We start from the raw sequence: 25,382 nt of genomic DNA, 5'->3' as shown, positions 1-25,382 counted from the left end.
TTCATGTGTGACAAAGATCAAAATGTGGGAGCGCCGGTGTACCCTTTAACCAAGCCTGACAGAACTCCCACAGTGAATTGCGCATGGCGTTACAGCGGCACGCGCTCGCGGCGCATCCACATTTCGAACGCCATGGCATTCAAGGGCCGGCTGATCAGGTAACCCTGGGCCGTGTCGCAGTTCCATTGCTTGAGCAATTTCAGGCTGGGGGCAAACTCCACGCCCTCCGCGACCACTTTGAGCCCCAGGTTGTGGCTCATCTCGATGGTGGAGCGCACGATCACCCCGTCACCGCTGGTGCTGTCGAGGTTGCGTACAAAGGACTGGTCGATCTTCAGCTCCTGCACCGGCAGACGCTGCAACTGCGCCAGCGACGAATAACCGGTGCCGAAGTCATCCACCGACAGGCTGATACCGCAGCCACGCAGTTGCTCCAGCACACTGAGCGCCTGCTGGGGGTTGTGCATGATCGCGCTTTCGGTGATCTCGAAAATCAATTGCTGGGCATCCACTTTGTATTGCATCAGCAAGGCCGTGACCCGAATCGCCAGGTCATCATCGGCCAGGTCAGCCACCGAGATATTCACCGACAACTGGATAAACAACCCGCGCAGCGACCACTCGCCGATCTGGCGGATCGCCTCTTCAATCACCCACAAAGTCAGGCTGCCCATGCTGCCGGTACGCTCGGCCAGGGGGATGAATTCTGCGGGCGACACTTGGCCCAATGTCGGATGCTGCCAGCGCAGCAGGGCTTCGGCTTGGCGCACATGGCCGTGCTTGAGGTCCAGCTTAGGTTGGTAGCACAGGAACAACTCCCCCTCGACGGCGGCCCGACGCAGGTCACGAATCAAGGTGATCTGGCGCTGATGGGCCAGGTCACGGTCCTGCTGATAAATCTGCAAATGCCCTGGCAGGCTCGCCGCATCGTGGCGGGCGATAGCGGCGCGGCTGATCAGCTCTTCAACCTGCTGGCCATCATCGGGGTAGGCCGCGATGCCAATGCTCACTTCATGGCGCAGCTCGTCGTTGCCGATGCGCTGCGGCTCGGTGAGCAACGCGTAGAGGCGGTCGGCGCGTGCCACGGCGCGGTCGATCTCGGTGTTTTCCAGCAACAACAGGAACTCACTGCCGGCGATCCGTGCCGCCGTGTCGCTGGCCAGCAGGCTCATGGACAAACAGCGGCTGGCCTCGCGCAGCATTTCCTCGACGCCTTCAGGACCAAAACCTTCATTGATCACCCGGTAGTTCTCGATGCCCAGGTACAGCAACACCACCGGTCTTCGCGCGCTGATCGCGCTGCCCAGCCGCTCCATGGCCAGCGCACGGTTCGGCAGGCCGGTCAGCGGGTCATGCAGTGCGTTGTGCGCCAACTGCCGCTCACGCACGGCGATGCCGCTTTGCATGGCATTGAACGCCCGGGCCAGCAGGCCGAACTCGTCGTGGCTGCGCACTCGCACCGGCGTGCGGTAGTCACCGGCACCAATGCGCTCGGCCGCCTGCACCAACGCGGTCAGTGGACGCGACACGCGCCGCGCCAAAAACAACGCACCGGCCAACGACACCAGCAGCACCGCCAAGGCAATCCCGAGGAATTGCCGATCCAGCGGGGCAAAGGACTCCAGCGCATGGTCCAGCGGGCTCTGCAGTAACACGCGTACGTCATCGCCGTCGCCGGTGTTGTCCAACGGCAGCACTTGGCTGAGCACTCGCTCGCCGTAAAACAGACCTATCTGCGCCTCGGGGTTAACTTGTGCATCGCGCATCTGGTGGATGATGGCGGCCTGATAAGCATCAGGGTGTGTGCTGAACAACGGCCCCGGCTTGCCGTTCTGCACGCTGAGGAACGACACATCCAGGTTGCTCATCGAGCGCAGCTCATTGGCGAACAGTGTGTCCATGGGGAAGCCCATGACGACGCGGGCGATGGGCAACGGGTCGAGCACTTCATCCTGCACCAGCAGGTACGGTTGCCCGTCCATGGCCACGATCAGCATCTGCAAACCCGTGCGCCGCGCACGGCGCAAGGCGTCGTCATAAGGGAACGACTGCCCACGGGTAAACACAGGCAAGGTGCTGACCATGACCTTGCCGTCCATGTCCAGCACGAACACTTCGCTGGAACGAATGCCGGTGCCGTGGCGACGCAAGGCCGCCAGGATCGGCACCGTGCTGCCTTCGGCCACGGCTTGTTTGAAAGGGATATCCACGGTCAGCCAGTCGAGACCGTATTGCAGGCGCCGCCCACGTAAATCCAGCAGGCGTTCGAACACCTGGCTACCGGTTTTCAATTGGACTTGCGCCTGGTTTTCCACGGCGCGGGAAGTAGCGGCCTTGACCGCGAAGTAAGTGGCGGCCACCACCACCAGCAACAACAGCGCCAGCACCCCGGCAATACGGGTTTGGAACGTGTGGCGCCACCTCATTGCAGTGCCCTCTGGCAGCGTGCGCCTCTCCCTGCCACTACGTTCCTTTTTCATTGGCTTCCCTGGCAACTGCAGACCTGGCGTCAAAAAAATATCCATTTTTATGGAATATTTGGTTTTAGCAGATTAGCTGGGAGAAAGCAGAAGTGCACCCAATAAAACCAGGGATTTCACTGTCACTTTATTGGCGACAAGGATCAGCCGCGAGCGCGCATAAAGTCCCCCCACCGCCGCACCAGATAGTTGTGCTCATCCATGACCGAGTTCCACACGGCGATATGGCCCATGCGCTGCTCGTAGGAGCCACCGTCGCGCACTTCGCCGATATCGATCAGTGGCAAGCCATCGCTGCCCAGCAGTTCTTCCCGCGCAGGTTTGCCCGCGTACCAATAATCCCATTCGGCGCTGCTGAGGTGATCGCGGCTGCGCGCCGGGTTGCCGATGTAGTAGCCCTGGCGCGCCATCACCGCGCCGGGCCAGCCGGACAGCCACCAGTTGAGGTAGGCATACGCCGCATCAAGCACCGGGCCCTTTGCATGGCGCGACAGCGACAAGCCACCAAACCAGGCGCGATAACCTTCACGCGGTACTGCCAGGCGGTATTTCACGCCGGCTCGGTGCAGGCGCATCAGGGCTGGCGACCACAGGCTCTGGATATCGACGCTGGGGCTGAGCATCAACTGCGCGGCCTCTTCGTCATCCGACCAGAACGCCGCGAAGTGCCCTTCCTTCTGTTTGCGCACCAGGATGTCGGCAAGCACGTCGATCTCTTCGATGCTCATGTTGCCGATGTCGTCGAACTGCGCCAGCCCCGCACCCTGCACGGCCAGCGCAGCGTCCAGGGCACCGATGGCGGCGTCACTCTGCAATGCGGTGCGGGCACTCCAGGCGGGGTCCAGCAACCAGCCCCAGCTTTCATTGCCGTGGCAAAAACCGTCGGGCAAACGCTCGGGGCGATAGGCGAAGCTGTCGGCGTTGTGGGTCAGGGGCAGCATGCTGATGCGGTCGGTAACCGTGCTGCCCAGGCTGCCATCGTGCTGCACGAACAGGCGTTCGCTGGGCACGCTGCCGCTGCCGAGGCGGTCGTTGGGCGACAGGCGCCCGCGCTTGGGCAGGTCGTTGATCTCGTGCCACAGCGCGATGCGCCGGGTGTCGATAGGCTGGATCGCCCGCGCCGGCCACACAAAGTCGACGTTGTGGAACCACTGGTCGTACAGGTCGTAACTGTCAGGTTGCATCACCGCGATGCGCTGGGCCTGTTCGACGTCATGCACCTGGTACACCAGGCGAATACCCAACTCCTGCTCGGCGCGTACACGCAAGCATTCCAGCAAGGTCACGGAAGTGCCAAGGACACGCAAGGTGATCATGCGGCGAACCGCCGCGAGAACACTTCGAACGAGCGGCGCAATTGCGCCGGGTCGAGCCCGCGCAGGATAAACACCAGGCGCGATTGGCGGTCACCGCCCGGCCACGCAGGCAGGTGGACCGGGGCATGCAGGCAGTGCTGCACGCCATGAATGACGATGGGAGCGTTACTGGCGTTCACGTTGAGCAGTCCTTTGACACGAAGGATTCGTTCGCCATGGCATCTTAACAGCATCGACAACCACACCCCGAAACCCACCCAGTCCAGCGGCTGGTCGAAGGTCAGGCAGCAGACTTGCGCGGCGCCATGGGTGGTCGCGGTGGGTTGATGCAGCTGCCAGCGGCTGACTTCAACCGCCGGCTCGGCACTGCGCAGCCCCTCACCGAGCAGCAGTTGATCGCCGCTGTGGATGTCATGGGTATCGAGGATCGGCGTACCGGCGTTGAGGGCCTGCAAGTGCGCGCGCAATGGCGTGCAGTCACCTGCCAGGTCGGTCTTGCTCAGCAGCAGGCGGTCTGCTGCCGCGACCTGCGCCAGCCATTCCGGGTGCAGGCGTTCTTGCAGCGCCGCGTGGCTGGCGTCCACCAGGGTGATCACCAGGCCGATATGAAAACGCCCGCGCAGCTGCACGTCGTTGTTCAAGGTCGCGAGAATCGGCGCCGGGTCGGCCAGGCCGGTGGTCTCCAGGATCACCCGCTTGAACGCAGGAATCTCACCACGTTCGCGGCGTTGCAGCAGACCGAGCAGCGCGTCTTTGAGCTCGCCACGGATCGAGCAACATACGCAGCCGCTGGGCAGCAGCACGGTGTCCGGCGCGACTTCTTCCACCAGCAGATGATCGATGCCGACATCGCCAAATTCATTGATCAGCAACGCCGTGTCACCCAGGCTTTCACCTTGCAGCAGGCGTTTGAACAAGGTGGTCTTGCCGCTGCCGAGGAACCCGGTGATGACGTTGAGGGCGATGCTCATGGGGTTGACTCCAAGTGTTCCAGCAACTGCAGATCGAGCGGGTCCAACGGGCGGCCGAGCATGGTTTCGGCGGCCTGCCAGAGTTGATCCAGGCCGCTGGCCAGTGCCTGTTTGCCGGTGGCACCCAATAGCAGGTAAGAGGCGCCCTGGAAGTCCTCGACCTTGAGCCGGAACACCGCCAGAACCTGGTTGATCGCCGCGATCCGGCGCAAGCGTTCGCGGCGCCGGGGCAACTCATCACCCAGGGGATCGCTCCAGTGCAGGTCTTCGCCGAGCAGCCCGCAGAGTCCGCACATGGCTACACCTCACTCATGGCATGACATCGCCGGAGTTCGGGCCCAGGGTCTGGCCAACGAACAGGTTGCCACCCGGCTCGCTTGCCAACAGCACGGCGGTGGGTGCCACTTCATCGGCCAAGCCGAAGCGGCCCAAGGGCAACTCCTTGGCCTTGGCGCGTTTCCAGTCATCGCTGATGCCGCCCACCAAGGGTGTTTCAATCGGGCCTGGGGCAATGGCGTTGACCAGTACGTTGTCCTTGGCGACTTCCAGGGCCAGGGATTTGGTAAAGCCGATTACCCCAGCCTTGGCGGCGGCGTAGTGGGTGAGTTCGGCGCCACCCTTGATACCAAGTTGCGAGGCCACGTTAATGATCCGCCCCCAGCGCTGCGCGAGCATGTGCGGCAAGGCGCGCTGGCTGGCGATGAACACGCTGGTGAGGTCGACGCGCAGCATGTCGTTCCACATCTCGAGGGTGAGATCGATGCAGTGCGCCTGGGTCAGCATGCCGGCGTTGTTGACCAAAATGTCGATGCCGCCGAACTGTTCGACGCATTTATCCACACTGGCCTGGGCGCCTTCGACAGTGCCCACATCGCCCAGGCACTCATGAACTTCGGCGCCGAGGTTGCGGCAGGTGATCGCGGTTTCGGCGAGGCTGGCGGCGTTGCGGTCGGCCAGCACCAGGCGTGCGCCCTCAGCGGCGTAGGCGCGGGCGATGGCGGCACCGATGCCGCTGCCGGCACCGGTGATCACAGCGCGGCGGTTAAACAGTTGGTTCATATAAAAACTCCTCAGACAAACATCATTCCACTGTGGGAGCTGGCTTGCCTGCGATAGCGGCGTATCAGTAAACATGATTGGGGCGGACCCACCGCTATCGCAGGCAAGCCAGCTCCCACATTTTCAGACCGAGTACATTCAGTCCGGCCAGCGCACGGTCAGGCCGCCGTCGATGACGATGCTTTGTCCGGTGAGGTAACTTGACGCCTCACTGGTCAAAAACTGCACCAACGACGCTACTTCATCCGCCCGCCCTACCCGCCCCAGCGGGATCGCCCGTGCGGCCTTGGCCAAGCCTTCCGGCCCCAGCGAATTCTTTGCATCCAGCGACTGCGGCGTCTCGATCAACCCTGGGATCACCGCATTGCAGCGAATGCCCAACGGCGCCAGTTCCACCGCCAACGACCGGCACAACCCCGGCACACCGGCCTTGGCCGCCGCGTAATGGCTGTGCTCCTGCCAGCCATACACGCCGCCGGCAATCGAAGAGATCGCCACCAGCGCGCCGCCTTCACTCATATGCCGGGTGGCCGCGCGGAAGGTGCGCATCACCCCCGTCAGGTCGACATTGAGCATCTCGTCCCACAGCGCATCGGTCATTTCCAGCAGCGGCGCACGACGCAGTAAACCGGCGTTGGCCACGGCGTAATCCAGGCGGCCGAAGTGCTGCACGGCTTGTTCGGCCAATGCGTCTACCGAAGCAGTATTGCCCACGTCCAGCGGCAACATCAGGCACTCGCCGCCGGCTTCTTCCACCAGGGCCACGGTGGTGTGCGGGTCATGAGGATCGGCCGGGTAATACCCGCCGACCACCGCCACACCATTGCGGGCATAGGCCACGGCGAGGGCTTGGCCGATGCCACTGGCGGCACCGGTAATCAAGGCAACTTTACGGCTCATCAAAGACTCCTTACTGAACGGTTTCCGGACGCACATGGCGGGCGGCAAACATCAACATGCCGGACAAGAAGCACGGCACCGCACCGAACCACAGCGCGGCGGTCTGCCAGTCACTGCCGGCCGACAACACTTGGGTCGCGCCGAAGCCTGCAACCACGGCGCCAATCGGGCCCATCGCGTGGATGATTGCGCCGCCGGTGGCGCGGATGCTGGTGGGGAAACTTTCACTGATAAAGAACAACGCCGCCGAGTACGGGCCGATCAGGAAGAACAGGCCCAGGCTGTACAACCCGACCACCATCGCCATATTGCTCGGGCCAAACAGCATGCCGGCGAACGACAACCCGCCGAGCATCCAACCCAGGCCAATCACGTTGCGACGGCCGATCTTGTCGCCCATCCAGCCGTGGCTGAGGTAACCGCAGTAACCCACCAAGTTCGACAGCACGAGGATGATCAGCGAGTTTTCGAACGAGATGTGGTGCACGCTGACGATCACTGATGTGCCCAGCACGCTGAACACCTGGATCGCTGCCCAGTTGAGCAGCAACGCAGCACCGATCACCAAGGTGGCGCGACGGGCCGGGCCACGGAACGCAGCCTTGAGGCCAGCCTTGCTGTGTTCGTCGTAGTCCACGCCGTAGGTGACGGCGACGTTTTGCGCTTCTTTCACCGCGCCGCTTTTACGCAGCTCGCTGATGCGCTGGTGGATCTGGAACTGCGGGCTCTCCTTGAGCTTGCGCGCCATGATCGCGATCACAATCGCCGGGATGGCGGCGAAAATGAAGCAGCCCTGCCAACCGATGATCGGCAACAACAGTGCGGTCAAACCCGCAGCGATCAACGCGCCCACCGGCCAGCCGCCCTGTACCAGGCTGTAGATGAAGCCACGGCGCTTGGTCAGGCGCGGGTCTTCCGAGGCACCGTACAGCTCACTCAAATACGTGGCGTTGACGGTTTCCTCGGCATACCCCAGGCCGCCCAACGAACGGATCAGAATCAGCGGCGACTTGCCCCACGCCCCGCCAATCGCCGTCAGCGCCGAACACAGCGCGGAACCGGCCACGGTGAAGATAATGCCTTTGCGTCGACCCAATTTATCGACCACAGGGCCAATGGCGAAGGCAACCACGGCGGTGCCCACCGCCACCCAGGTCGCGATCTCGGCTTGCTCCACTTCACCCCAGCCAAAGTGCCGGCCGATCTCCGGCAACAACGTGCCGAACAGGATGAAGTCATACACCGCAAACACCCAGGCGAAAAACGCGATCCAGGTGGCGAAGCGCACCTCCTGGGACGTCAGTTGCCGGGGTTTCCAGCCAGTCAGGTCAAGCTTGTTGTAGATGGACATGGGTCGCGCCTCAGGGATGGGGGGCTGTTTTCAGGGGTCAGGTACGCGGTTGCCGGCGGATGAAGTCATCGGCGATTTCGTCAAAGGTGACGAAGCGCACACCGGCATGGCTCTGGATGTGTTCAATCAACCGCTCAAGCATCAACAGCACTTGCGGGCGGCCGGAAACGTCGGGGTGGATGGTCATGGTGAACACCGCGTGTTCGTGCTCGCGGTAGACCCAGTCGAACTGGTCGCGCCACATTTCTTCTAGGTGACGCGGGTTGACGAAACCGTGGCTGTTGGGGGCTTTCTTGATGAACATCATCGGCGGCAGGTCGTCCAGGTACCAGTTGGCCGGGATCTCCACCAGGTCGGTTTCTTCGCCGCGCACCAGGGGTTTCATCCAGGTGTCGGGGTGCTGGCTGTAGTCGATCTTGGTCCAGGTGTCGCCCTTGCGAACGTAGTAGGGGTGGAAGTCGTTGTGCATCAGGCTGTGGTCGTACTTGATGCCTTTTTTCAGCAGCAGTTCGTTGGTGACCTTGCTGAATTCCCACCACGGTGCAACGTAGCCGGTCGGTCGTTTGCCGGTGACTTGGGTGATCAGTTCGATGGATTTATCGAGGACGATCTCTTCCTGCTCGGCAGTCATCGCAATCGGGTTTTCATGGCTGTAGCCGTGCACGCCGATTTCATGGCCGGCGTCGGCCACGGCCTTCATTTGTTCGGGGAAGGTTTCCATCGAATGCCCGGGGATAAACCAGGTGGTCCGCAGGCCGTAGCGCTCGAACAATTTGAGCAGGCGCGGTGCGCCAATCTCACCGGCGAACAAGCCACGGGAGATGTCGTCCGGCGAGTCTTCGCCGCCGTAGGAACCGAGCCAGCCGGCGACGGCGTCAACGTCGACGCCAAATGCACAAAGGATGTCTTTAGCCATGATGTGTCTCCTTAAACGTTAAGTACGGATTCGACGGACAACGCCGCGCGCAACAGGCGAGCGTCCTCCCCCGTCGGGGCGCTGAGCAGCAGCCCGGTGGGCAGGCCCTGGGCATCGCGGCCGCTGGGCAAGGTCACGCCGGGCATGTCGAGCAAACTGCCGGGCATAGTCAGGCGCAGGGTGGCGAGGTTGGTTTTTACGAAGAGGTCGTCATCGGCTTCCAGCGGCGCCAAGGCGGGCGCAACGTGGGCGACGGTCGGGGTGATCAGGATTGCACCGTCGAGGTCATCGACCAGTTGCTGTTGCAGGCGGCGGCGGGCATCGACCAAGTGCAGAAGTTGGCTCGCTGGCAGCGCACGCGCCGCTTCGAGGCGACGCCGCACACGCGGGTCGAGTTGCTCAGCGTCGGGGCTGTCGAGCAGCGCTTCGTGCAGGGCAAAGGCTTCGAAAGAGCCGAGCCAGCCGTGGTCCTTGATCAATGCCAGGGTGGCTTCGAAGGTCGGGCACTCGCGCTCTTCGATCAGCGCGCCTTGGGCCTTTAGCTGCTCCACTGCACGCAGCAGGTTATTGCGCACGGCAGGTTCGACCTCTTGTTGCGCCAGCACGAAGCGCTGGCCCTTGAGGCTGCGGGCGCTGTGGGTTTGGCGACGACCATTGAGCACGTCGTCGATGGCCAAGGCGTCGCGCACGCTGCGGGTCAGCGGGCCGAGGCTGTCGAGGGTGTGGGCCAAGGGAAATACGCCGTCGCGGCTGTAGCGTCGACTGCTGCTGCGATAGCCCACCACACCATTGAGCGCCGCAGGAATGCGGATTGAACCGGCGGTGTCGGTGCCCATGGCAATCGGTACGATGCCAGCGGCCACGGCAACCGCCGATCCCGATGATGACCCGCCTGGAATACGCGCCTCATCGCCGCTGCTAGGGTTGAACGGGGTGCCGAAATGCGGGTTCAGGCCCAGGCCGGAATAGGCCAGTTCGCTGAGGTTGGTCTTGCCCACGCTGACCATTCCGGCACGGCATAACAGGCCTACGCTGGGCGCATCCAGCAACGCGGCGGGCGTATTGCGGCGATAGGCCGCGCCAGCCGTGGTGGTGCTGCCGGCCACATCGAACAGGTCCTTCCAGGCCAGCGGCACTCCATCGAACACGCTCAAGGGTTGGCCGGCGCGCCAGCGGGCGGCAGCGGCCTCGGCCTCACGGCGAGCGCGCTCGGCGGTCAGGCAGATAAACACGCTGGGGGCCATGCTCGCGTGGACGAGCGCCTGTTCGAGTGCTTGCACCGGGTCACTGCGACCGCTGGCGAAATCCTCGGCCATGGAAGTGGCGTCTGACATCGGAATGAACCTCGAAAACGTACATATTAATAAAATGTACATTTTACAAAGGCAGGTTTCGTGCCAGTCTCAATAGCGGCGTTTCTGCGTGCAACGGGTTTTTAACCCAGAGCTACGGGATAGATGGTTTTGATCGAGGGGAAAATATCTTGCCCAGAAGCCGACAAGGCCCTTCAATGAAATAATGTATCTTTTATTAATAAGTACATTTTGGTGCAGAAAAGTAACATTCCTACATTCAGAGCTCCAAATAAGTGCCACCGATGTGGCGCAGGGTGACAGGCGCAACTTATGAGAGAATCCCCGGCCACCGTCCTACAAGCCCCTGAGAAAGTGATGAAAGCAGTGTCCGCCTCGGCCTCCCGTTACGCGATGATTCACCAAGTGTTGCGTGACGCGATCGTCAACGGCACCGCCCGCCGTGGCCTGGTGTTGCTGGAAGCCCCCCTGGCCGAATTGTTCGGCACCAGCCGCGTGCCGGTGCGCAAGGCGCTGGACCTGCTGCATGCCGAAGGCTTGATCTGCCGCTTCAATGGCCGGGGTTACTTGATCAACCCTGAAGGCCTGGCGATGGAACCGTTGCGCCTGCCCTTGAGCCACGCCCATCTGGGCTTGAATGGTGAAGATGAGTTGGTGGACACGCGACCACTGGGCGAACGCATCGTCGAGGAGATCGGCGCAGCGTTGTCCACCTGCATTGCCTTCGGCCATTACCGCCTGGATGAACAAGCTGCCGCCGACCACTATGGCGTCAGCCGTGCGGTAGTACGTGAAGCGCTGATGCGTTTGCGTGACCGCGGCTTGGTGGAAAAAGAGCCCTATTCCCAATGGCTGGCCGGGCCTTTGACTGCGCGGGAAGTGACCGAAGACTACGAGTTGCGCGCCTGCCTGGAACCCGAAGCCCTGCGCCAGAGCGCACCGAACCTTGACCGCGAACTGCTCGAGGCCATGTTGCAACGGGTGCTCGACGCCCAGGACAGCCCTCACTGCAGCCTGGAGGCTATCGAGCAGATCGAGGAGGACTTGCACCAGCGCTGCCTGGCCGGCCTGCAGAACCGCAAGATCGCCGCGTTGATCCGCCAAGGCCAGAGCCCGATGATCATCAGCCGGATTTTCTATCGTTTGCTGGGGATCGGTGCTGATCCGGCGATGTTGGCCGAACATCGGTTGATTCTGGAGCTGTTGCTGCATGGCGCGTTTGACGCGGCGGCGTTGAATTTGCGCGAGCATTTGCAACGAGCCCGGCAGCGCATGTTGCAGCGTTTGAAGGTGTTGTCGGTGCTTCCAGAACAACCCCTTCCCAGCTATCTGCATAAAATCAGCTGAATTCATGCAATTTGTTACTAACAACCCCAGACCATTGAAACCACCACTGCCCCGCCCCATCTAACCTGCATACTTCCTTATGCAGGTGCCCCATGAGCGACCAGCAAGCCTTCCCTGATTACGACCTGAACGACTACGCCGACCCCGAAAACGCCGAATCCACTTCCTCGAATACCGGCCTGGCGTTACCTGGGCAGAACCTGCCGGACAAGGTCTACATCATCCCGATCCACAATCGGCCGTTCTTCCCGGCGCAAGTGCTGCCGGTGATCGTCAATGAAGAGCCGTGGGCCGAGACGCTTGAGCTGGTGAGCAAGTCCGACCATCACTCCCTCGCGCTGTTTTTCATGGAGACGCCGCCCGAAGACCCGCGCCACTTCGACACCTCCGCGTTGCCGCTGTACGGCACCCTGGTGAAGGTGCACCACGCCAGCCGCGAGAACGGCAAGCTGCAATTTGTGGCCCAGGGCCTGACCCGCGTACGCATCAAGACCTGGCTCAAGCACCACCGCCCACCGTACCTGGTGGAGGTCGAATACCCGCACCAGCCTTCCGAGCCGACCGACGAGGTCAAGGCCTACGGCATGGCGCTGATCAATGCGATCAAGGAACTGCTGCCGCTCAACCCGCTGTACAGCGAAGAGTTGAAAAACTACCTCAACCGCTTCAGCCCCAATGACCCTTCGCCACTCACCGACTTCGCCGCCGCGTTGACTTCGGCGACAGGCAACGAGTTGCAGGAAGTGCTGGACTGCGTGCCCATGCTCAAGCGCATGGAAAAAGTGCTGCCGATGCTGCGCAAGGAAGTTGAAGTCGCGCGCCTGCAAAAAGAAATATCCGCCGAAGTGAACCGCAAGATCGGCGAGCATCAGCGCGAGTTCTTCCTCAAGGAACAACTCAAGGTCATCCAGCAGGAACTGGGGCTTACCAAGGACGACCGCAGCGCCGACGTCGAACAGTTCGAGCAACGCCTGCAAGGCAAAGTGCTGCCCACCCAGGCGCAAAAACGCATCGATGAAGAACTGAACAAACTCTCGATCCTGGAAACCGGCTCGCCGGAATACGCGGTCACGCGCAATTACCTGGACTGGGCCACCTCGGTGCCATGGGGCGTGTATGGCGAAGACAAGCTCGACCTGAAACACGCACGCAAGGTGCTGGATAAACACCACGCGGGCCTGGACGACATCAAGAGCCGCATCCTCGAATTCCTGGCGGTGGGTGCCTATAAAGGCGAGGTCGCCGGCTCCATCGTATTGCTGGTGGGCCCGCCGGGCGTGGGCAAGACCAGCGTAGGTAAATCCATTGCCGAATCCCTGGGACGGCCGTTCTATCGGTTCAGCGTCGGCGGCATGCGTGACGAGGCTGAGATCAAGGGCCACCGCCGCACCTACATCGGCGCCCTGCCCGGCAAGCTGGTGCAGGCGCTCAAGGATGTGGAGGTGATGAACCCGGTGATCATGCTCGACGAGATCGACAAGATGGGCCAAAGCTTCCAGGGCGACCCAGCGTCGGCCTTGCTGGAAACCCTGGACCCGGAACAGAACGTCGAATTCCTCGATCACTACCTGGACCTGCGCCTGGACCTGTCCAAAGTCCTGTTCGTGTGCACCGCCAACACCCTGGATTCAATCCCCGGCCCATTGCTGGACCGTATGGAAGTGATTCGCCTGTCGGGCTATATCACCGAAGAAAAAGTCGCGATCGCCAAGCGTCACCTGTGGCCAAAACAGCTGGAAAAAGCCGGTGTGGCAAAAACCAGCCTGACCATCAGCGACGGCGCGTTGCGTGCATTGATCGACGGTTATGCGCGCGAAGCCGGCGTACGCCAGTTGGAGAAACAACTGGGCAAACTGGTGCGCAAGGCGGTGGTCAAGTTGCTGGATGAGCCGGACTCGGTGATCAAGATCGGCAACAAAGACCTGGAAAGCTCCCTGGGGATGCCGGTGTTCCGCAATGAACAAGTGCTGTCCGGCACCGGTGTGATCACCGGCCTGGCCTGGACCAGCATGGGCGGCGCGACGTTGCCGATCGAGGCGACGCGCATCCATACGCTCAACCGAGGCTTCAAGCTCACCGGGCAGTTGGGTGAAGTGATGAAGGAGTCCGCCGAAATCGCCTACAGCTACATCAGCTCGAACCTGAAGTCGTTCGGCGGTGATCCGAAATTCTTCGACGAAGCCTTCGTACACTTGCACGTGCCGGAAGGGGCCACGCCGAAAGACGGCCCAAGTGCAGGTGTGACGATGGCCAGTGCGCTGTTGTCGCTGGCGCGTAACCAGCCACCGAAAAAGGGCGTGGCCATGACCGGGGAGCTGACGTTGACCGGGCATGTGCTGCCGATTGGTGGGGTGCGTGAAAAGGTGATCGCGGCAAGGCGTCAGAAGATTCATGAGCTGATCCTGCCGGAGCCGAACCGTGGCAGCTTTGAGGAATTGCCGGAGTACCTCAAGGAAGGCATGACGGTGCACTTTGCCAAGCGGTTTGCGGATGTGGCCAAAGTGCTGTTCTGATAGCCATGCAGTGGCTGGGCTGGCCCTTTCGCGAGCAAGCCCGCTCCCACATTTGACCGAGTACATCCTTTGGAATGCGGTCAAATGTGGGAGCGGGCTTGCTCGCGAAGGGGTCAGCCCAATCAACACAAAATCCAGCTCTGTCACACCTTGTCTCATCTTCGGTTATGCTCGCCGTTCGTCGTGAATGAACGGAGCCCCCATGACCGCTGCCCGCCTGCTTCTCCCCTTGAGCCTTGCCCTGCTGGCTGCGTGCGCCAGTGCGCCGAAGCAAAACGTCACCGTGGAAAACCAGAGCGCCTGCCCGCTTGTGCTTAAAACCGGGCAAAACCTGATCCTCACCCTGCCCAGCAATCCCACCACCGGCTACCGTTGGGCCATCCAGGATTCTGCCGGCGGCGTGCTGCGCGCGCTGAGCCCTGAGGTCTACAGCAGCTCGGAATCCGGCGTGATCGGTGGCGGCGGCCAGTCCACCTGGCGCTTTCAGGCCTTCGCGGCAGGTAATGGCCGTCTGCGGGTCACCTCCCAGCAACCTTGGGAGCCAGAAGCCGAGCCTGCCGAAACCTTCGACTGCGCCATTACGGTGAACTGATATGCCATGGCTGATTCTTGCGTTGATGGGCGCCGGCACATTTATCTACGGCCTGACCACCCATGCCACATTGCTGTGCCTGCTGGTCAAGCCGCTGCCGGTGCTGGCGTTGTTGGGCTGGCTGCATGATGCGCCGCCCACCGACTATCGACGCTGGATCAGCCTGGGACTGATTTTTTCACTGGTCGGCGATGTGTTGCTTGCTTGGCCAGGTGACCTGTTCATCTTTGGGCTCGGCGCCTTCTTGTTTGCGCACCTGGCCTATCTCAAGGCCTATCTCAGCGACTGTCGTCGCTTGGCGCTCCTGCCTTTGTTGTTGGCGCTGGGCGTGGGCGCGATTCTGTTGAGCATCCTGATCTCCCACGGCCTGGGCGATCTGCTGATCCCCGTGGTGGTTTATGCGCTGGTGATCAGCGCCATGCTCTGGCGTGCGTTGGCACGGTTGGGCAGCCAAGTGCCAAAACGCTCCGCGTTGTTGGCGGCGGCGGGCGCAGCGTCGTTTGTGTTTTCCGACACGCTGATCGGCATTAATCGGTTTGTGGTGGCGTTCGACGCGGCGCCGTATTTGTTGATCACCACTTATTGGCTGGGCCAGTGGGGCATCACCGCCTCTGCTTTCCATCAGACAACCCGCGCACACGAGGGCCAACTTGGCTAAAATGCCGGCCTTTCCCACATCACTGCCGGAACAACCGTGAGCAAAGAACCCGATCGCCTATTCGCCCAGCCCCTGAACCAGGTGCCGGACTTCGCCTTTAACGAGGACGTGGTGCGGGTGTTCCCCGACATGATCAAGCGCTCGGTGCCGGGCTACCCGACGATTGTCGAAAACCTCGGCGTACTCGCGGCGCAGTTTGCCCAGCCCAACAGTGTGCTCTACGACCTGGGCTCCTCCCTTGGCGCCGTGACCCAGGCCTTGCGTCGCCACGTGCGCACCGATGGCTGCCGGGTGATCGCGGTGGATAACTCGGCGGCGATGGTCGAGCGTTGCCGTGAGTACCTCAATGGCCAGGACTCGATGTTCCAGGAGCTGCTGCCGGTCGACGTGATCGAAGGCGATATCCTCGCGCTGCAATTCCAACCGGCCTCGGTGGTGGCGCTGAACTTCACGCTGCAATTCATCGCACCCGATGAGCGCCTGGCGTTGCTCGCACGCATCCGCCAATCGTTGTTGCCGGGCGGTGCGTTGATCCTCTCGGAAAAGCTGCGCTTCAACGATGCCGAAGAGCACGCGCTGCTCACCGATTTACATATCGCGTTCAAACGCGCCAACGGCTACAGCGAACTGGAAATCGCCCAGAAACGCAGTGCCATCGAAAACGTGATGAAACCCGACAGCCTCGAAGAACACCGCGAACGCCTGTTGGCGGCGGGTTTTTCGAAAGTCGTGCCGTGGTTCCAATGTCTTAACTTTGCCTCGTTGATTGCCTTGCCATGATTGATCTGTCCCCCCTCGCCCGCCATTTGGTCGGCACTCCCTTGGCCGTGTGGGCCCAGGGCCTGCAAGCGCAGCTCGATAGCAAGATGGAAAAAGGCCATGGCGACCTGGAGCGCTGGCAGAGTGCGCTGGATGCGCTGCCGAAGATCCAGCCCAGCGAAGTCGACCTGCTGAATGGCCTGACACTCGACACCGATTGCGACGACAGCACCCGCGCACAAATGCACAGCGCGTTGATGGGCCTGAGCCCGTGGCGCAAAGGCCCGTTCCATCTGTTTGGCGTGCATGTCGATACCGAATGGCGTTCGGATTGGAAGTGGTCACGGGTAGCACCGCACCTGAACCTGAAGGGCAAGCGCATCCTCGACGTCGGTTGCGGCAACGGCTACTACATGTGGCGCATGCTCGGCGCCGGCGCCGACAGCGTGATTGGCGTGGACCCGAACTGGTTGTTCTTCTGCCAGTTCCAGGCCGTGCAACGTTACCTGTCGGAACCGAAAGCCTGGCATCTGCCATTCCCGTTCGAAGACTTGCCGGCGAATCTGGAAGGCTTCGACACCGTGTTTTCCATGGGTGTGTTCTACCACCGTCGCTCGCCCATCGAGCATTTGCTGGCGCTGAAGGACACCCTGGTGAAGGGCGGAGAACTGGTGCTGGAAACCCTGGTGGTCGAAGGTGATCAACAACAAGTACTGGTGCCGGAAGACCGCTACGCACAGATGCGTAATGTGTGGTTCCTGCCCTCGGTGCCGGCGTTGATGCTGTGGCTGCGCCGTGCGGGGTTCAGTGATGTGCGGTGCGTGGACGTGAGCGTCACGACTGTGGAAGAACAACGGGGTACGGAGTGGATGAAGTATCAGTCCCTCAGTGACTTCCTCGATCCAGAGGACCACAGCAAAACCATCGAAGGCCTACCGGCGCCGATGCGGGCGGTGATTATCGCCAAGAAGTAACGCTGAGCTCTCCCTGAAGAAACAGAGATCAAAAAATGTGGGAGCTGGCTTGCCTGCGATAGCTGTGTATCAGTCACTGATGAGTTGACTGACAGACAGCTATCGCAGGCAAGCCAGCTCCCACATTGGTTTCTTGGTGTTAATTGGGTTGTGGCTTTGCTCGTCGAGCCTTGAAGAATTCGCTCAGCACCGTGCCGCACTCTTCTGCCAGCACACCGCCTTCAAACAGCACCTTGTGATTCAAAAAGCCCTGGGTAAAAAACTGCCCCTGGCTCTGCACAATCCCCGCCTTTGGCTCCAGCGCCCCATACACCACCCGTGCAACCCGCGAATGTACGATCAAGCCCGCGCACATGCTGCACGGCTCCAGCGTCACATACAGCGTGCTGCCCACCAGCCGATAGTTGCTGACGGCCTGTGCGGCGGCGCGAATGGCGACCATCTCGGCATGGGCGCTGGGGTCGTTGCCGCTGATGGGGCAGTTGAAGCCACGGCCGATGATTTCACCGTCCTGCACCAGTACCGCGCCTACAGGCACTTCACCCAATGCAGCACCTTGGGCGGCAAGGGCCAGGGCTTCGCGCATGAAGTCCTGGTCACGGCTGCGGTCGATGATCGCGGTGGGCCGAAACTGGCGCATCACGCCACCTCGATGGCGGCCATCAGGCCGGTTTCCATGTGGTCGATCACGTGGCAATGGAACATCCACACCCCTGGGTTATCCGCCACCAACGCCACGCGCGCGCGCTCGTTCTTGCCCAACAGGTAGGTGTCGGTGAAGTACGGAATCACCTTGTGGCGGTTCGAGGCGATCACCTTGAAGCTCATGCCGTGCAGGTGAATGGGGTGTTGGTACTGGGTCATGTTCTTTAATTCGAAAATGTAGCTCTTGCCCTTTTCCAGCTTGGCAATCGGCCGGTCGGCACAGGTCTTGTCGGTGATGTCCCAGGCCTTGCCGTTGATTTGCCACAGGCTCGGTGGCTTGCCGTCATCCACGGATACCGTGCCGACCCACTCGAAATTGAAGTTGAGTTTCTCGGCATTGGCCAGGTCCGGTTCGGCAATCGGATTGGCGGGCAACGCAGGTGGCCACTCGGTAGGCGCGTCGGTGTTGGCCACGGAGCGGAACGTACCCAAGCGCACCGGTCCATTGCGAATCGACAGTTCTTCACCCGCGGGCGGCGCCTTGATCGCCAGGCAGATGCGCATGCCCGGGCCCAGCCAGTATTCCTTGCCCAACGGGCGCGGTTCGACCGGGTTACCGTCCAGTGCATAGATCTGTGCTTCAGCGTCGGGAATGTTGAGGCGATAGGTCAAGGTGTTGTCGAGGTTGAGCAGGCGCACGCGAGTAATCTGCCCCGCCGGCAAATCGACTACCGCTTGGGACACGCCATTGATGGTCGACAAGCGCCCCGCCGTACCGCCACGCGCCGCTTCACGCGGCACACTGAACGCAACGAACTCACCCTCCTCGTCCACGTGCCAGCTTTTCAGGCTCAAGGTGCGTTCGTGCTTGAAGCCGGTGGGTTCGCGCTCTTCGATGATCAACGGGCCAACCAGGCCACGGCCGAGTTCTTCGCTGCTGTTCACATGGGGGTGATACCAGTAGCTGCCGGCGTCGGGCACGCGGAATTTGTAGTCGAAGTATTCGCCGGGCAATACCGGCAACTGAGAGACGTAAGGCACGCCGTCCATTTCAAGTGGCAGGCGGATGCCATGCCAGTGGATGGTAGTGGCGACCGGCAGGTGGTTGATAAAACGCACCCGCAGCCATTCTCCCTGGCGCACCCGCAACTCGGTACCCGGCGCCGAAGGGCCAAACGCCCAGGCCTGGGTCTTGTGCCCCGGCACCAGTTCCACGTCCAACGGCGCAGCGATCAACTCGTAATCGTGCCCTGCCTCGGCCTCGGCGACTTTCCCCAGCCAGTAGCGGTAGGCGCCACCGGCACCGACGCCTACGACGGCCAGGCCTGCAAGGCCACCCAGGATTTGTCGACGGGAAAAGGATCGGGACACAACAACCTCGCGTATCTGCCGCAGGCACAAGGCCTGCAAAGGGCAGATACGATACACCTGCATGGCCTAAACAGTAAGGCTTCGCATTGCCGCATGCCCGAACTCTGGGTACACCAAAGATCAAATGTGGCTTTTTGACGGTGTTAGGTCAGGCCTTGGCGGCCGCCAGGATCAGGGCTTTCATCTCGGCCACAGCGCCTTTGAAACCGACGAACAGCGCATGAGCCACCAGCGCGTGGCCGATGTTCAGTTCGTTGATGCCCTTGATCGCAGCCACAGCTTCGACGTTGTGGTAGTGCAGGCCATGGCCGGCGTTGACGATCAAGCCTTCACGCAAGCCGACGGCAACACCGTCGATGATGCGTTGCAGTTCATCCGCCACTTCGGTGGGGGTGGTGGCGTCGGCATAACGGCCGGTGTGCAGTTCGATCGCCGGCGCGCCGACACGGCGGGAAGCTTCGATCTGACGCTCGTCGGCGTCGATGAACAGAGAGACTTCACTGCCGATCTGCGACAGGCGATCCACCGCAGCCTTGATCCGCGCTTCCTGGCCGGCGACGTCGAGGCCACCTTCGGTGGTGAGTTCCTGGCGAGTTTCCGGCACCAGGCAGATGTGCGCCGGGCGGATGCGCTCGGCGAACGCCATCATTTCTTCGGTGACGCCCATCTCGAAGTTCATGCGGGTTTGCAGCACGTCCTTGAGCACCAGTACATCGCGCTCCTGGATGTGGCGGCGGTCTTCGCGCAGGTGCACGGTAATGCCGTCGGCGCCCGCTTCTTCGGCGTCCAGCGCGGCCTTGACCGGGTCAGGGTAACGGGTGCCCCGAGCCTGGCGCAGGGTAGCGACGTGGTCGATGTTGACGCCAAGAAGAATGCGATTGCTGGTGGTCACGGAAGCGCTCCTGAAAAGGGAAAGAAACGCTGCACAGCATACACGGGGTTGTCAGGGCTTTCGAAACAACTCGCGACTGACCAGTGGCCTTCCGCCCAAGTGCACGGCAAGCGCCTGGCGCATCAGGCGCTTAGCGGCAGACAACGCGCCGGGGGCGCTCCAGTCGGCTTCGCTCATAGCCAGTAGCTCAGTGCCTTGGAACAGACCAGGTTGCAGCAGGTACACGCGCTCAAGGCCGGCATCCACTTGCAGGCGATACAGGCCGTCGGCGGCGATGGGGTCGCCGTGCAGGTCGTTGGCCAGTTCAAACCCGTAGCCCAGGTCGTCGAGCAAACGCCATTCGAAGGCGCGCAACAAGGGTTCCAGCGGACGCCCTTCGGCCAAGGCGAGCAGGGTCGCGGCGTAGTGATCGAAGACCGCCGGGTGCGGGTCTTCGGCAGGCAACAGGCGAATCAACAGTTCGTTGAGGTAGAGGCCGCTGAACAGGGCTTCGCCATTGAGCCAGGCCGAGGCACCGACGCTTTCCAGGCGGCCGACGTTTTTCAGCTCGCCTTTGCCCCGGAACTCCACGTCCAACGCCACGAAGGGCCGCGCCTGCGTGCCTGCCTTGCCCCGAGCGCTGCGCAAAACTGCACGCAGGCGGCCTTGGGGCGTGAGGAAGTCCACCAACGCACTGGTCTCGCGGTAAGCGCGGCTGTGCAGGACGTAGGCGGGTTGGCTGAGGGGTTGGGACTGGGACATGGAAGTCTCTTCGCAAACTTAAGAACAGCGACAAACCAATGTGGGAGCGGGCTTGCCCGCGATGCAGGCACCTCGGTCTTTCAGTTGCACCGAGGTGATGCTATCGCAGGCAAGCCAGCTCCCACACAAGCTTGCACCCACAGCCTTACTGCGGTGTTCTTACAGGTCGCCGTAGCCCAGGGAGCGCAACGCACGCTCATCATCGGACCAACCCCCCTTAACCTTCACCCACAGGTTGAGCATGATCTTGGAGTCAAACAGCAATTCCATGTCCTTGCGCGCTTCGGTGCCGATGCGCTTGATGCGCTCGCCCTTGTCGCCAATGATGATTTTCTTCTGGCCGTCACGTTCGACGAGGATCAGCGCGTGGATGTGCAAGGTCTTGCCCTGCTGCTTGAACTCTTCGATTTCAACGGTGATCTGGTACGGCAGCTCGGCGCCCATCTGGCGCATGATTTTCTCGCGCACCAGTTCGGCGGCGAGGAAGCGGCTGCTGCGGTCAGTGATCTGGTCTTCCGGGAAGAAGTGCTCGTTCTCCGGCAGGTGCTCGGCGATCACGCGTTCCAGGGCATCGAGGTTGTGGCCGTGCTGGGCCGAGATCGGGATGATCTGGGCGTTCGGCAGTTGTTCCTGCAGCCAGCTCAGGTGCGGCATCAGCTCGGCTTTGTCTTCGATGCGGTCGGTCTTGTTCAGCGCCACGATCAAAGGGCCTGTGACGTATTGCACACGCTCTAGGACCATCTGGTCTTCGTCGGTCCACTTGGTGCGGTCAACCACGAAGATCACCACGTCGACGTCTTTCAACGCCGCCGAAGCGGTCTTGTTCATGTAACGGTTGAGGGCTTTCTCGCCACCTTTGTGCATGCCGGGGGTGTCGACGTAGACCGCTTGCACGTTGCCTTCGGTCTTGATGCCCAGCATGTTGTGACGGGTAGTCTGCGGTTTGCGCGAGGTGATCGCGAGCTTCTGGCCGAGGATGTGGTTCAGCAGCGTCGACTTGCCCACGTTCGGGCGGCCAACGATGGCAACATAGCCACAGCGTGTTGCGGTTGAATCAGTCATGGCCATTCTCCACGCCCAGGGCAATCAGTGCTGCAGCGGCCGCTACCTGTTCGGCAATACGACGGCTCACACCCTGACCTCGGCTTTTTTCGTTCAGTAAGGTGATTTCACATTCCACGAAGAACACGCGGCAATGGGGCTCACCCTGGATATCCACCACTTCGTAGCGTGGCAGTTCGCAACCACGGGACTGCAGGAACTCTTGCAGGCGGGTTTTTGGATCTTTGTTGGTGTCGACCAGTGTCAGGCTTTCGATTTCGGAGGTCAGCCAGGCGGTGACCCGCTCCTTGGCCGCTTCCATGCCGGCGTCGAGGTAGATCGCACCGATCAGCGCTTCGAGGGCGTCGGCCAGGATCGACTCACGGCGAAAACCACCGCTCTTCAACTCGCCGGACCCCAACCGCAGGTATTCACCCAGGCCAAAACCACGGGCCAGCACCGCCAGGGTCTCGCCCTTCACCAGGCGCGCGCGCAAGCGCGACAACTGGCCTTCACGGGCTTGGGGGAAACGCTCGAACAGCGCTTCACCGGCGACAAAATTGAGAATGGCATCACCGAGGAATTCCAGGCGCTCGTTATTGCGCCCTGCAAAGCTGCGGTGTGTGAGGGCAAGGACCATCAGTTCCTGGTCCTTGAAGGTGTAGCCGAGCTGACGCTCGAGACGTGCTAGAGAAACGGTCACGGTTTATCCATATCTAGTTGGTGGCACCGGCGGCCATCGACGATTGACGCAGTGTTCAAATTCAAATCCTGGTTGGTACCGCATGAGGCCGAAAAATGTCCAAGCCCCAGAAAAGCATTCGGCGCTGTGTTCACAGCGCCGCCTGTATTACTTGATCAGCCCGACCCGCGAGAAATTCGGCAGGTGGCTGAGTTTGGATTCTGGCCAACTCATCCAGACCGCGAAGGCCTTGCCGACGATGTTCTCGTCGGGAACCATGCCCAGCAGGTCCTTGGGAATGGCGGGGTCATTCCAGTAGCGGCTGTCATTGGAGTTGTCACGGTTGTCGCCCATCATGAAGTAGTGCCCGGCAGGCACCTTCCATTCACCATCAGGCTGTGCCCGGTAGCGCGTCATTTCCTTGCGGATTTCATGCTCTACCGCACCGAGTTTTTCCTGGTACAGCTCGGCGCTGCCCAATGAATTCGGCTCGGAGCCGATCAAGGTCTCGGCCACCGACTCGCCATTGATGAACAGGCGCTTGTCGCCGGTGTAGCGAATCACGTCACCCGGCAGGCCGATCACGCGCTTGATGTAATTGACGTTCGGGTCGCTTGGGTAGCGGAACACCATGACATCGCCGCGCTGCGGGTCACCGACTTGGATGATCTTCTTGTCGATCACCGGCAGGCGGATCCCGTAGGAAAACTTGTTCACCAGGATGAAGTCACCCACGTCCAGGGTAGGTTTCATCGACCCCGAAGGGATCTGAAACGGTTCCACCAGGAACGAACGCAGCACCAGCACGATGAACAACACCGGGAAGAACGATTTGCCGTATTCAACCAGCAGAGGCTCTTTGTTCAGCTTCTCGACGACCACGGCATCGGGCTGGCTGACGCTGCCCTGATAGGACGCGATAGCCGCCCGACGACGCGGGGCGAAGAACACCAGATCGAGCAACGCCAAGAGACCGCAAACGGCAACGGCGATGACCAGCAACAGCGGGAAATTTAGCGACATAGGACCTAACTATCCAACCTGAGCACCGCAAGGAAGGCTTCTTGTGGAATTTCCACGTTGCCCACTTGCTTCATGCGTTTTTTACCGGCCTTTTGCTTCTCAAGCAGCTTGCGCTTACGGCTTACGTCACCGCCGTAGCATTTGGCCAGTACGTTCTTTCTGAGTGCCTTGACGGAAGTCCGCGCAATGATCTGCCCGCCAATGGCGGCCTGGATCGCGACGTCGAACATCTGGCGCGGAATCAGTTCTTTCATCTTCTCGGTCAGCTGGCGACCTTTGTAGTGCGCGTTGTCCTTGTGCACGATCAGTGCCAGGGCATCTACCTTGTCGCCGTTGATCAGCACGTCCAGTTTCACCAGATTAGCCGATTGATAACGATCGAAATGGTAATCCAGCGAAGCATAGCCGCGGCTGGTGGATTTGAGACGGTCGAAGAAGTCCAGGACCACTTCGTTCATCGGCAAATCGTAGGTCACTTGCACCTGGGTGCCGAGGAACAACATGTCGTGCTGCACGCCACGCTTTTCGATACACAGAGTAATCACGTTGCCCAGGTGTTCTTGCGGCACCAGAATATTGGCCCGCACGATCGGTTCGCGCATGTCTTCGATGGAAGACAGATCCGGAAGCTTTGACGGGTTGTCGACGTAAATCGTTTCACCGGTTTTCAGCGCCAGCTCAAAAATAACCGTTGGCGCAGTGGTGATCAGGTCCAGGTCGTATTCGCGCTCGAGGCGCTCCTGGATGATCTCCATGTGCAGCATGCCCAGGAACCCGCAACGGAAGCCGAAGCCCAGGGCGTCGGAGCTTTCCGGGGTGTACTGCAACGACGAGTCGTTGAGGGTCAGTTTTTGCAGGGCTTCGCGGAAGTCTTCGAAGTCGTCGGAGCTGACCGGGAACAGGCCGGCGTAAACCTGAGGCTGGATACGTTTGAAGCCCGGCAACACGTCGACATCCGGCGTGGAGCTCAAGGTCAGGGTGTCACCCACCGGTGCACCGTGAATGTCCTTGATACCAGCAATAATGAAGCCTACTTCACCGGCCTTGAGGTCAGTGGTCGCGGTATGTTTCGGGTTGAATACACCGACGCTGTCCACCAGGTGGATCTTGCCGGTGGACTTGACCAGGATCTTGTCGCCCTTCTTCACGCGGCCGTGGCGCACGCGCACCAAGGAGACAACGCCCAGGTAGTTGTCGAACCAGGAGTCGATGATCAACGCTTGCAGCGGATCTTCGTAATTGCCGGTTGGCGCAGGAATGGTCTTGACCAGGCGCTCAAGCACTTCATCAACGCCCAGGCCGGTCTTGGCGCTGCACTCGACGGCGTCAGTGGCGTCAATGCCGATGATTTTTTCGATTTCTTCTTTAACGCGGTCCGGATCGGCCTGTGGCAGGTCGATCTTGTTCAGCACTGGCATTACTTCCAGGCCTTGCTCGATCGCGGTGTAGCAGTTGGCAACGGACTGGGCTTCTACGCCCTGGCCGGCGTCAACCACCAGCAAGGCGCCTTCGCAGGCGGCCAGCGAGCGGCTGACTTCGTAGGTGAAGTCAACGTGGCCGGGGGTGTCAATGAAGTTCAGCTGGTACTTGATACCGTCTTTTGCGGTGTAGTACAGGGTAACGCTATGGGCCTTGATGGTGATGCCGCGCTCACGTTCGAGGTCCATGGAATCCAGTACCTGGGCTTCCATTTCACGCTCGGCAAGGCCACCGCACATCTGGATAAATCGATCGGCCAGCGTCGACTTGCCATGGTCAATGTGGGCGATGATGGAGAAATTGCGGATATGACTCAAATCACTCACGGATCAACACTCAAAAAGGCTGCAGGCAGATTG

At 61.1% G+C, this 25,382-nt stretch carries 23 protein-coding genes; 6 read left to right on the top strand and 17 right to left on the bottom strand.

Annotated elements, in window-relative coordinates; genetic code table 11:
- Nucleotides 1–89: 89 nt before the first annotated feature.
- The 9 genes from CFE47_RS09315 to CFE47_RS09275 all read right to left on the bottom strand — a co-directional run bounded on the left by CFE47_RS09315 (nt 90) and on the right by CFE47_RS09275 (nt 10,327).
- Nucleotides 90–2,426 carry a putative bifunctional diguanylate cyclase/phosphodiesterase gene (locus CFE47_RS09315; protein ID WP_286836418.1) on the bottom strand — a complete coding sequence of 779 codons (2,337 nt, stop codon included), beginning with the start codon at nt 2,424–2,426 and terminating at the stop codon, nt 90–92.
- Between the two features lie 197 nt (nt 2,427–2,623).
- Nucleotides 2,624–3,796 (bottom strand): ABC transporter substrate-binding protein, encoded by a 1,173-nt coding sequence (locus tag CFE47_RS09310; protein WP_286836416.1) that lies wholly within the window; start codon nt 3,794–3,796, stop codon nt 2,624–2,626.
- Nucleotides 3,793–4,767: a CobW family GTP-binding protein gene (locus CFE47_RS09305; protein ID WP_286836414.1), complete on the bottom strand. Its 975-nt coding sequence runs from the start codon at nt 4,765–4,767 to the stop codon at nt 3,793–3,795. Before CFE47_RS09305 ends, CFE47_RS09310 begins: the two co-directional genes overlap by 4 nt.
- The gene (locus CFE47_RS09300) at nt 4,764–5,063 is read right to left on the bottom strand and encodes a hypothetical protein (RefSeq protein WP_286836412.1); all 300 of its coding nucleotides are present in this window, start codon (nt 5,061–5,063) and stop codon (nt 4,764–4,766) included. Before CFE47_RS09300 ends, CFE47_RS09305 begins: the two co-directional genes overlap by 4 nt.
- Before the next feature lie 13 nt (nt 5,064–5,076).
- On the bottom strand, nt 5,077–5,826 hold the full coding sequence (locus CFE47_RS09295) for an SDR family NAD(P)-dependent oxidoreductase (RefSeq protein WP_286836410.1): 750 nt from the start codon (nt 5,824–5,826) through the stop codon (nt 5,077–5,079).
- A gap of 138 nt (nt 5,827–5,964) precedes the next feature.
- Nucleotides 5,965–6,726, bottom strand: a complete 762-nt coding sequence (locus tag CFE47_RS09290; protein ID WP_286836408.1) for an SDR family NAD(P)-dependent oxidoreductase — start codon at nt 6,724–6,726, stop codon at nt 5,965–5,967.
- Between the two features lie 10 nt (nt 6,727–6,736).
- On the bottom strand, nt 6,737–8,077 hold the full coding sequence (locus tag CFE47_RS09285) for an MFS transporter (RefSeq protein ID WP_286836406.1): 1,341 nt from the start codon (nt 8,075–8,077) through the stop codon (nt 6,737–6,739).
- Between the two features lie 37 nt (nt 8,078–8,114).
- Entirely contained in the window at nt 8,115–8,993 is an 879-nt protein-coding gene (locus tag CFE47_RS09280; protein ID WP_003210406.1) for a polysaccharide deacetylase family protein, read from the bottom strand.
- A gap of 11 nt (nt 8,994–9,004) precedes the next feature.
- Entirely contained in the window at nt 9,005–10,327 is a 1,323-nt protein-coding gene (locus tag CFE47_RS09275) for an amidase (RefSeq protein ID WP_286836404.1), read from the bottom strand.
- 336 nt (nt 10,328–10,663) lie between these two features.
- Between CFE47_RS09275 and CFE47_RS09270 the strand changes: the two genes are divergently transcribed.
- The 6 genes from CFE47_RS09270 to cmoB all read left to right on the top strand — a co-directional run bounded on the left by CFE47_RS09270 (nt 10,664) and on the right by cmoB (nt 17,149).
- The gene (locus CFE47_RS09270) at nt 10,664–11,653 is read left to right on the top strand and encodes a GntR family transcriptional regulator (protein ID WP_286836402.1); all 990 of its coding nucleotides are present in this window, start codon (nt 10,664–10,666) and stop codon (nt 11,651–11,653) included.
- Nucleotides 11,654–11,745: 92 nt separating this feature from the next.
- Nucleotides 11,746–14,166 (top strand): endopeptidase La, encoded by a 2,421-nt coding sequence (gene lon / locus CFE47_RS09265; protein WP_286836400.1) that lies wholly within the window; start codon nt 11,746–11,748, stop codon nt 14,164–14,166.
- 202 nt (nt 14,167–14,368) lie between these two features.
- Nucleotides 14,369–14,758 carry a protease inhibitor I42 family protein gene (locus CFE47_RS09260; protein WP_185707699.1) on the top strand — a complete coding sequence of 130 codons (390 nt, stop codon included), beginning with the start codon at nt 14,369–14,371 and terminating at the stop codon, nt 14,756–14,758.
- A gap of 1 nt (nt 14,759) precedes the next feature.
- Nucleotides 14,760–15,416, top strand: a complete 657-nt coding sequence (locus CFE47_RS09255) for a lysoplasmalogenase (protein WP_286836397.1) — start codon at nt 14,760–14,762, stop codon at nt 15,414–15,416.
- Between the two features lie 36 nt (nt 15,417–15,452).
- On the top strand, nt 15,453–16,196 hold the full coding sequence (cmoA, locus tag CFE47_RS09250; protein ID WP_286836395.1) for a carboxy-S-adenosyl-L-methionine synthase CmoA: 744 nt from the start codon (nt 15,453–15,455) through the stop codon (nt 16,194–16,196).
- Nucleotides 16,193–17,149, top strand: coding sequence for a tRNA 5-methoxyuridine(34)/uridine 5-oxyacetic acid(34) synthase CmoB (gene cmoB, locus CFE47_RS09245; RefSeq protein WP_286836393.1), 957 nt, complete (start codon nt 16,193–16,195; stop codon nt 17,147–17,149). Before cmoA ends, cmoB begins: the two co-directional genes overlap by 4 nt.
- 139 nt (nt 17,150–17,288) lie before the next feature.
- On the opposite strand, the gene tadA is transcribed toward cmoB, so the two are convergent.
- From tadA to lepA, 8 genes are all read right to left on the bottom strand, one after another.
- Nucleotides 17,289–17,789: a tRNA adenosine(34) deaminase TadA gene (gene tadA, locus CFE47_RS09240; RefSeq protein WP_286836391.1), complete on the bottom strand. Its 501-nt coding sequence runs from the start codon at nt 17,787–17,789 to the stop codon at nt 17,289–17,291.
- Nucleotides 17,789–19,165 carry a multicopper oxidase family protein gene (locus CFE47_RS09235; RefSeq protein WP_185707709.1) on the bottom strand — a complete coding sequence of 459 codons (1,377 nt, stop codon included), beginning with the start codon at nt 19,163–19,165 and terminating at the stop codon, nt 17,789–17,791. Before CFE47_RS09235 ends, tadA begins: the two co-directional genes overlap by 1 nt.
- Nucleotides 19,166–19,313: 148 nt before the next feature.
- Nucleotides 19,314–20,057, bottom strand: a complete 744-nt coding sequence (gene pdxJ / locus CFE47_RS09230) for a pyridoxine 5'-phosphate synthase (RefSeq protein ID WP_105700151.1) — start codon at nt 20,055–20,057, stop codon at nt 19,314–19,316.
- Between the two features lie 51 nt (nt 20,058–20,108).
- Nucleotides 20,109–20,798, bottom strand: coding sequence for a DNA repair protein RecO (gene recO, locus CFE47_RS09225; RefSeq protein WP_286836388.1), 690 nt, complete (start codon nt 20,796–20,798; stop codon nt 20,109–20,111).
- 159 nt (nt 20,799–20,957) lie between these two features.
- Nucleotides 20,958–21,860, bottom strand: a complete 903-nt coding sequence (gene era, locus CFE47_RS09220) for a GTPase Era (protein WP_016978271.1) — start codon at nt 21,858–21,860, stop codon at nt 20,958–20,960.
- Entirely contained in the window at nt 21,853–22,542 is a 690-nt protein-coding gene (rnc, locus tag CFE47_RS09215; RefSeq protein ID WP_012722401.1) for a ribonuclease III, read from the bottom strand. Before rnc ends, era begins: the two co-directional genes overlap by 8 nt.
- Before the next feature lie 147 nt (nt 22,543–22,689).
- Nucleotides 22,690–23,544 (bottom strand): signal peptidase I, encoded by an 855-nt coding sequence (gene lepB, locus CFE47_RS09210; RefSeq protein WP_286836385.1) that lies wholly within the window; start codon nt 23,542–23,544, stop codon nt 22,690–22,692.
- A gap of 5 nt (nt 23,545–23,549) precedes the next feature.
- Nucleotides 23,550–25,349 (bottom strand): translation elongation factor 4, encoded by a 1,800-nt coding sequence (gene lepA / locus CFE47_RS09205; protein ID WP_003210439.1) that lies wholly within the window; start codon nt 25,347–25,349, stop codon nt 23,550–23,552.
- Between the last annotated feature and the right edge of the window lie 33 nt (nt 25,350–25,382).

Source organism: Pseudomonas sp. PGPPP1, assembly GCF_002255865.1.
Lineage (GTDB): Bacteria > Pseudomonadota > Gammaproteobacteria > Pseudomonadales > Pseudomonadaceae > Aquipseudomonas > Aquipseudomonas cremoris.
This window is presented reverse-complemented; position numbering and strand designations above follow the sequence as displayed.

Bases quoted from the DNA above. Each gene is read 5' to 3' on its own strand.
- lepB (WP_286836385.1), bottom strand. From the start codon at position 23,544: ATGTCGCTAAATTTCCCGCTGTTGCTGGTCATCGCCGTTGCCGTTTGC.
- CFE47_RS09255 (WP_286836397.1), top strand. From the start codon at position 14,760: ATGCCATGGCTGATTCTTGCGTTGATGGGCGCCGGCACATTTATCTAC.
- tadA (WP_286836391.1), bottom strand. From the start codon at position 17,789: ATGCGCCAGTTTCGGCCCACCGCGATCATCGACCGCAGCCGTGACCAG.
- CFE47_RS09280 (WP_003210406.1), bottom strand. From the start codon at position 8,993: ATGGCTAAAGACATCCTTTGTGCATTTGGCGTCGACGTTGACGCCGTC.
- CFE47_RS09300 (WP_286836412.1), bottom strand. From the start codon at position 5,063: ATGTGCGGACTCTGCGGGCTGCTCGGCGAAGACCTGCACTGGAGCGAT.
- CFE47_RS09290 (WP_286836408.1), bottom strand. From the start codon at position 6,726: ATGAGCCGTAAAGTTGCCTTGATTACCGGTGCCGCCAGTGGCATCGGC.
- lon (WP_286836400.1), top strand. From the start codon at position 11,746: ATGAGCGACCAGCAAGCCTTCCCTGATTACGACCTGAACGACTACGCC.
- CFE47_RS09295 (WP_286836410.1), bottom strand. From the start codon at position 5,826: ATGAACCAACTGTTTAACCGCCGCGCTGTGATCACCGGTGCCGGCAGC.
- CFE47_RS09305 (WP_286836414.1), bottom strand. From the start codon at position 4,767: ATGAGCATCGCCCTCAACGTCATCACCGGGTTCCTCGGCAGCGGCAAG.
- CFE47_RS09310 (WP_286836416.1), bottom strand. From the start codon at position 3,796: ATGATCACCTTGCGTGTCCTTGGCACTTCCGTGACCTTGCTGGAATGC.
- CFE47_RS09315 (WP_286836418.1), bottom strand. From the start codon at position 2,426: ATGAGGTGGCGCCACACGTTCCAAACCCGTATTGCCGGGGTGCTGGCG.
- CFE47_RS09285 (WP_286836406.1), bottom strand. From the start codon at position 8,077: ATGTCCATCTACAACAAGCTTGACCTGACTGGCTGGAAACCCCGGCAA.
- era (WP_016978271.1), bottom strand. From the start codon at position 21,860: ATGACTGATTCAACCGCAACACGCTGTGGCTATGTTGCCATCGTTGGC.
- CFE47_RS09270 (WP_286836402.1), top strand. From the start codon at position 10,664: ATGAAAGCAGTGTCCGCCTCGGCCTCCCGTTACGCGATGATTCACCAA.
- recO (WP_286836388.1), bottom strand. From the start codon at position 20,798: ATGTCCCAGTCCCAACCCCTCAGCCAACCCGCCTACGTCCTGCACAGC.
- cmoB (WP_286836393.1), top strand. From the start codon at position 16,193: ATGATTGATCTGTCCCCCCTCGCCCGCCATTTGGTCGGCACTCCCTTG.
- CFE47_RS09275 (WP_286836404.1), bottom strand. From the start codon at position 10,327: ATGTCAGACGCCACTTCCATGGCCGAGGATTTCGCCAGCGGTCGCAGT.
- CFE47_RS09260 (WP_185707699.1), top strand. From the start codon at position 14,369: ATGACCGCTGCCCGCCTGCTTCTCCCCTTGAGCCTTGCCCTGCTGGCT.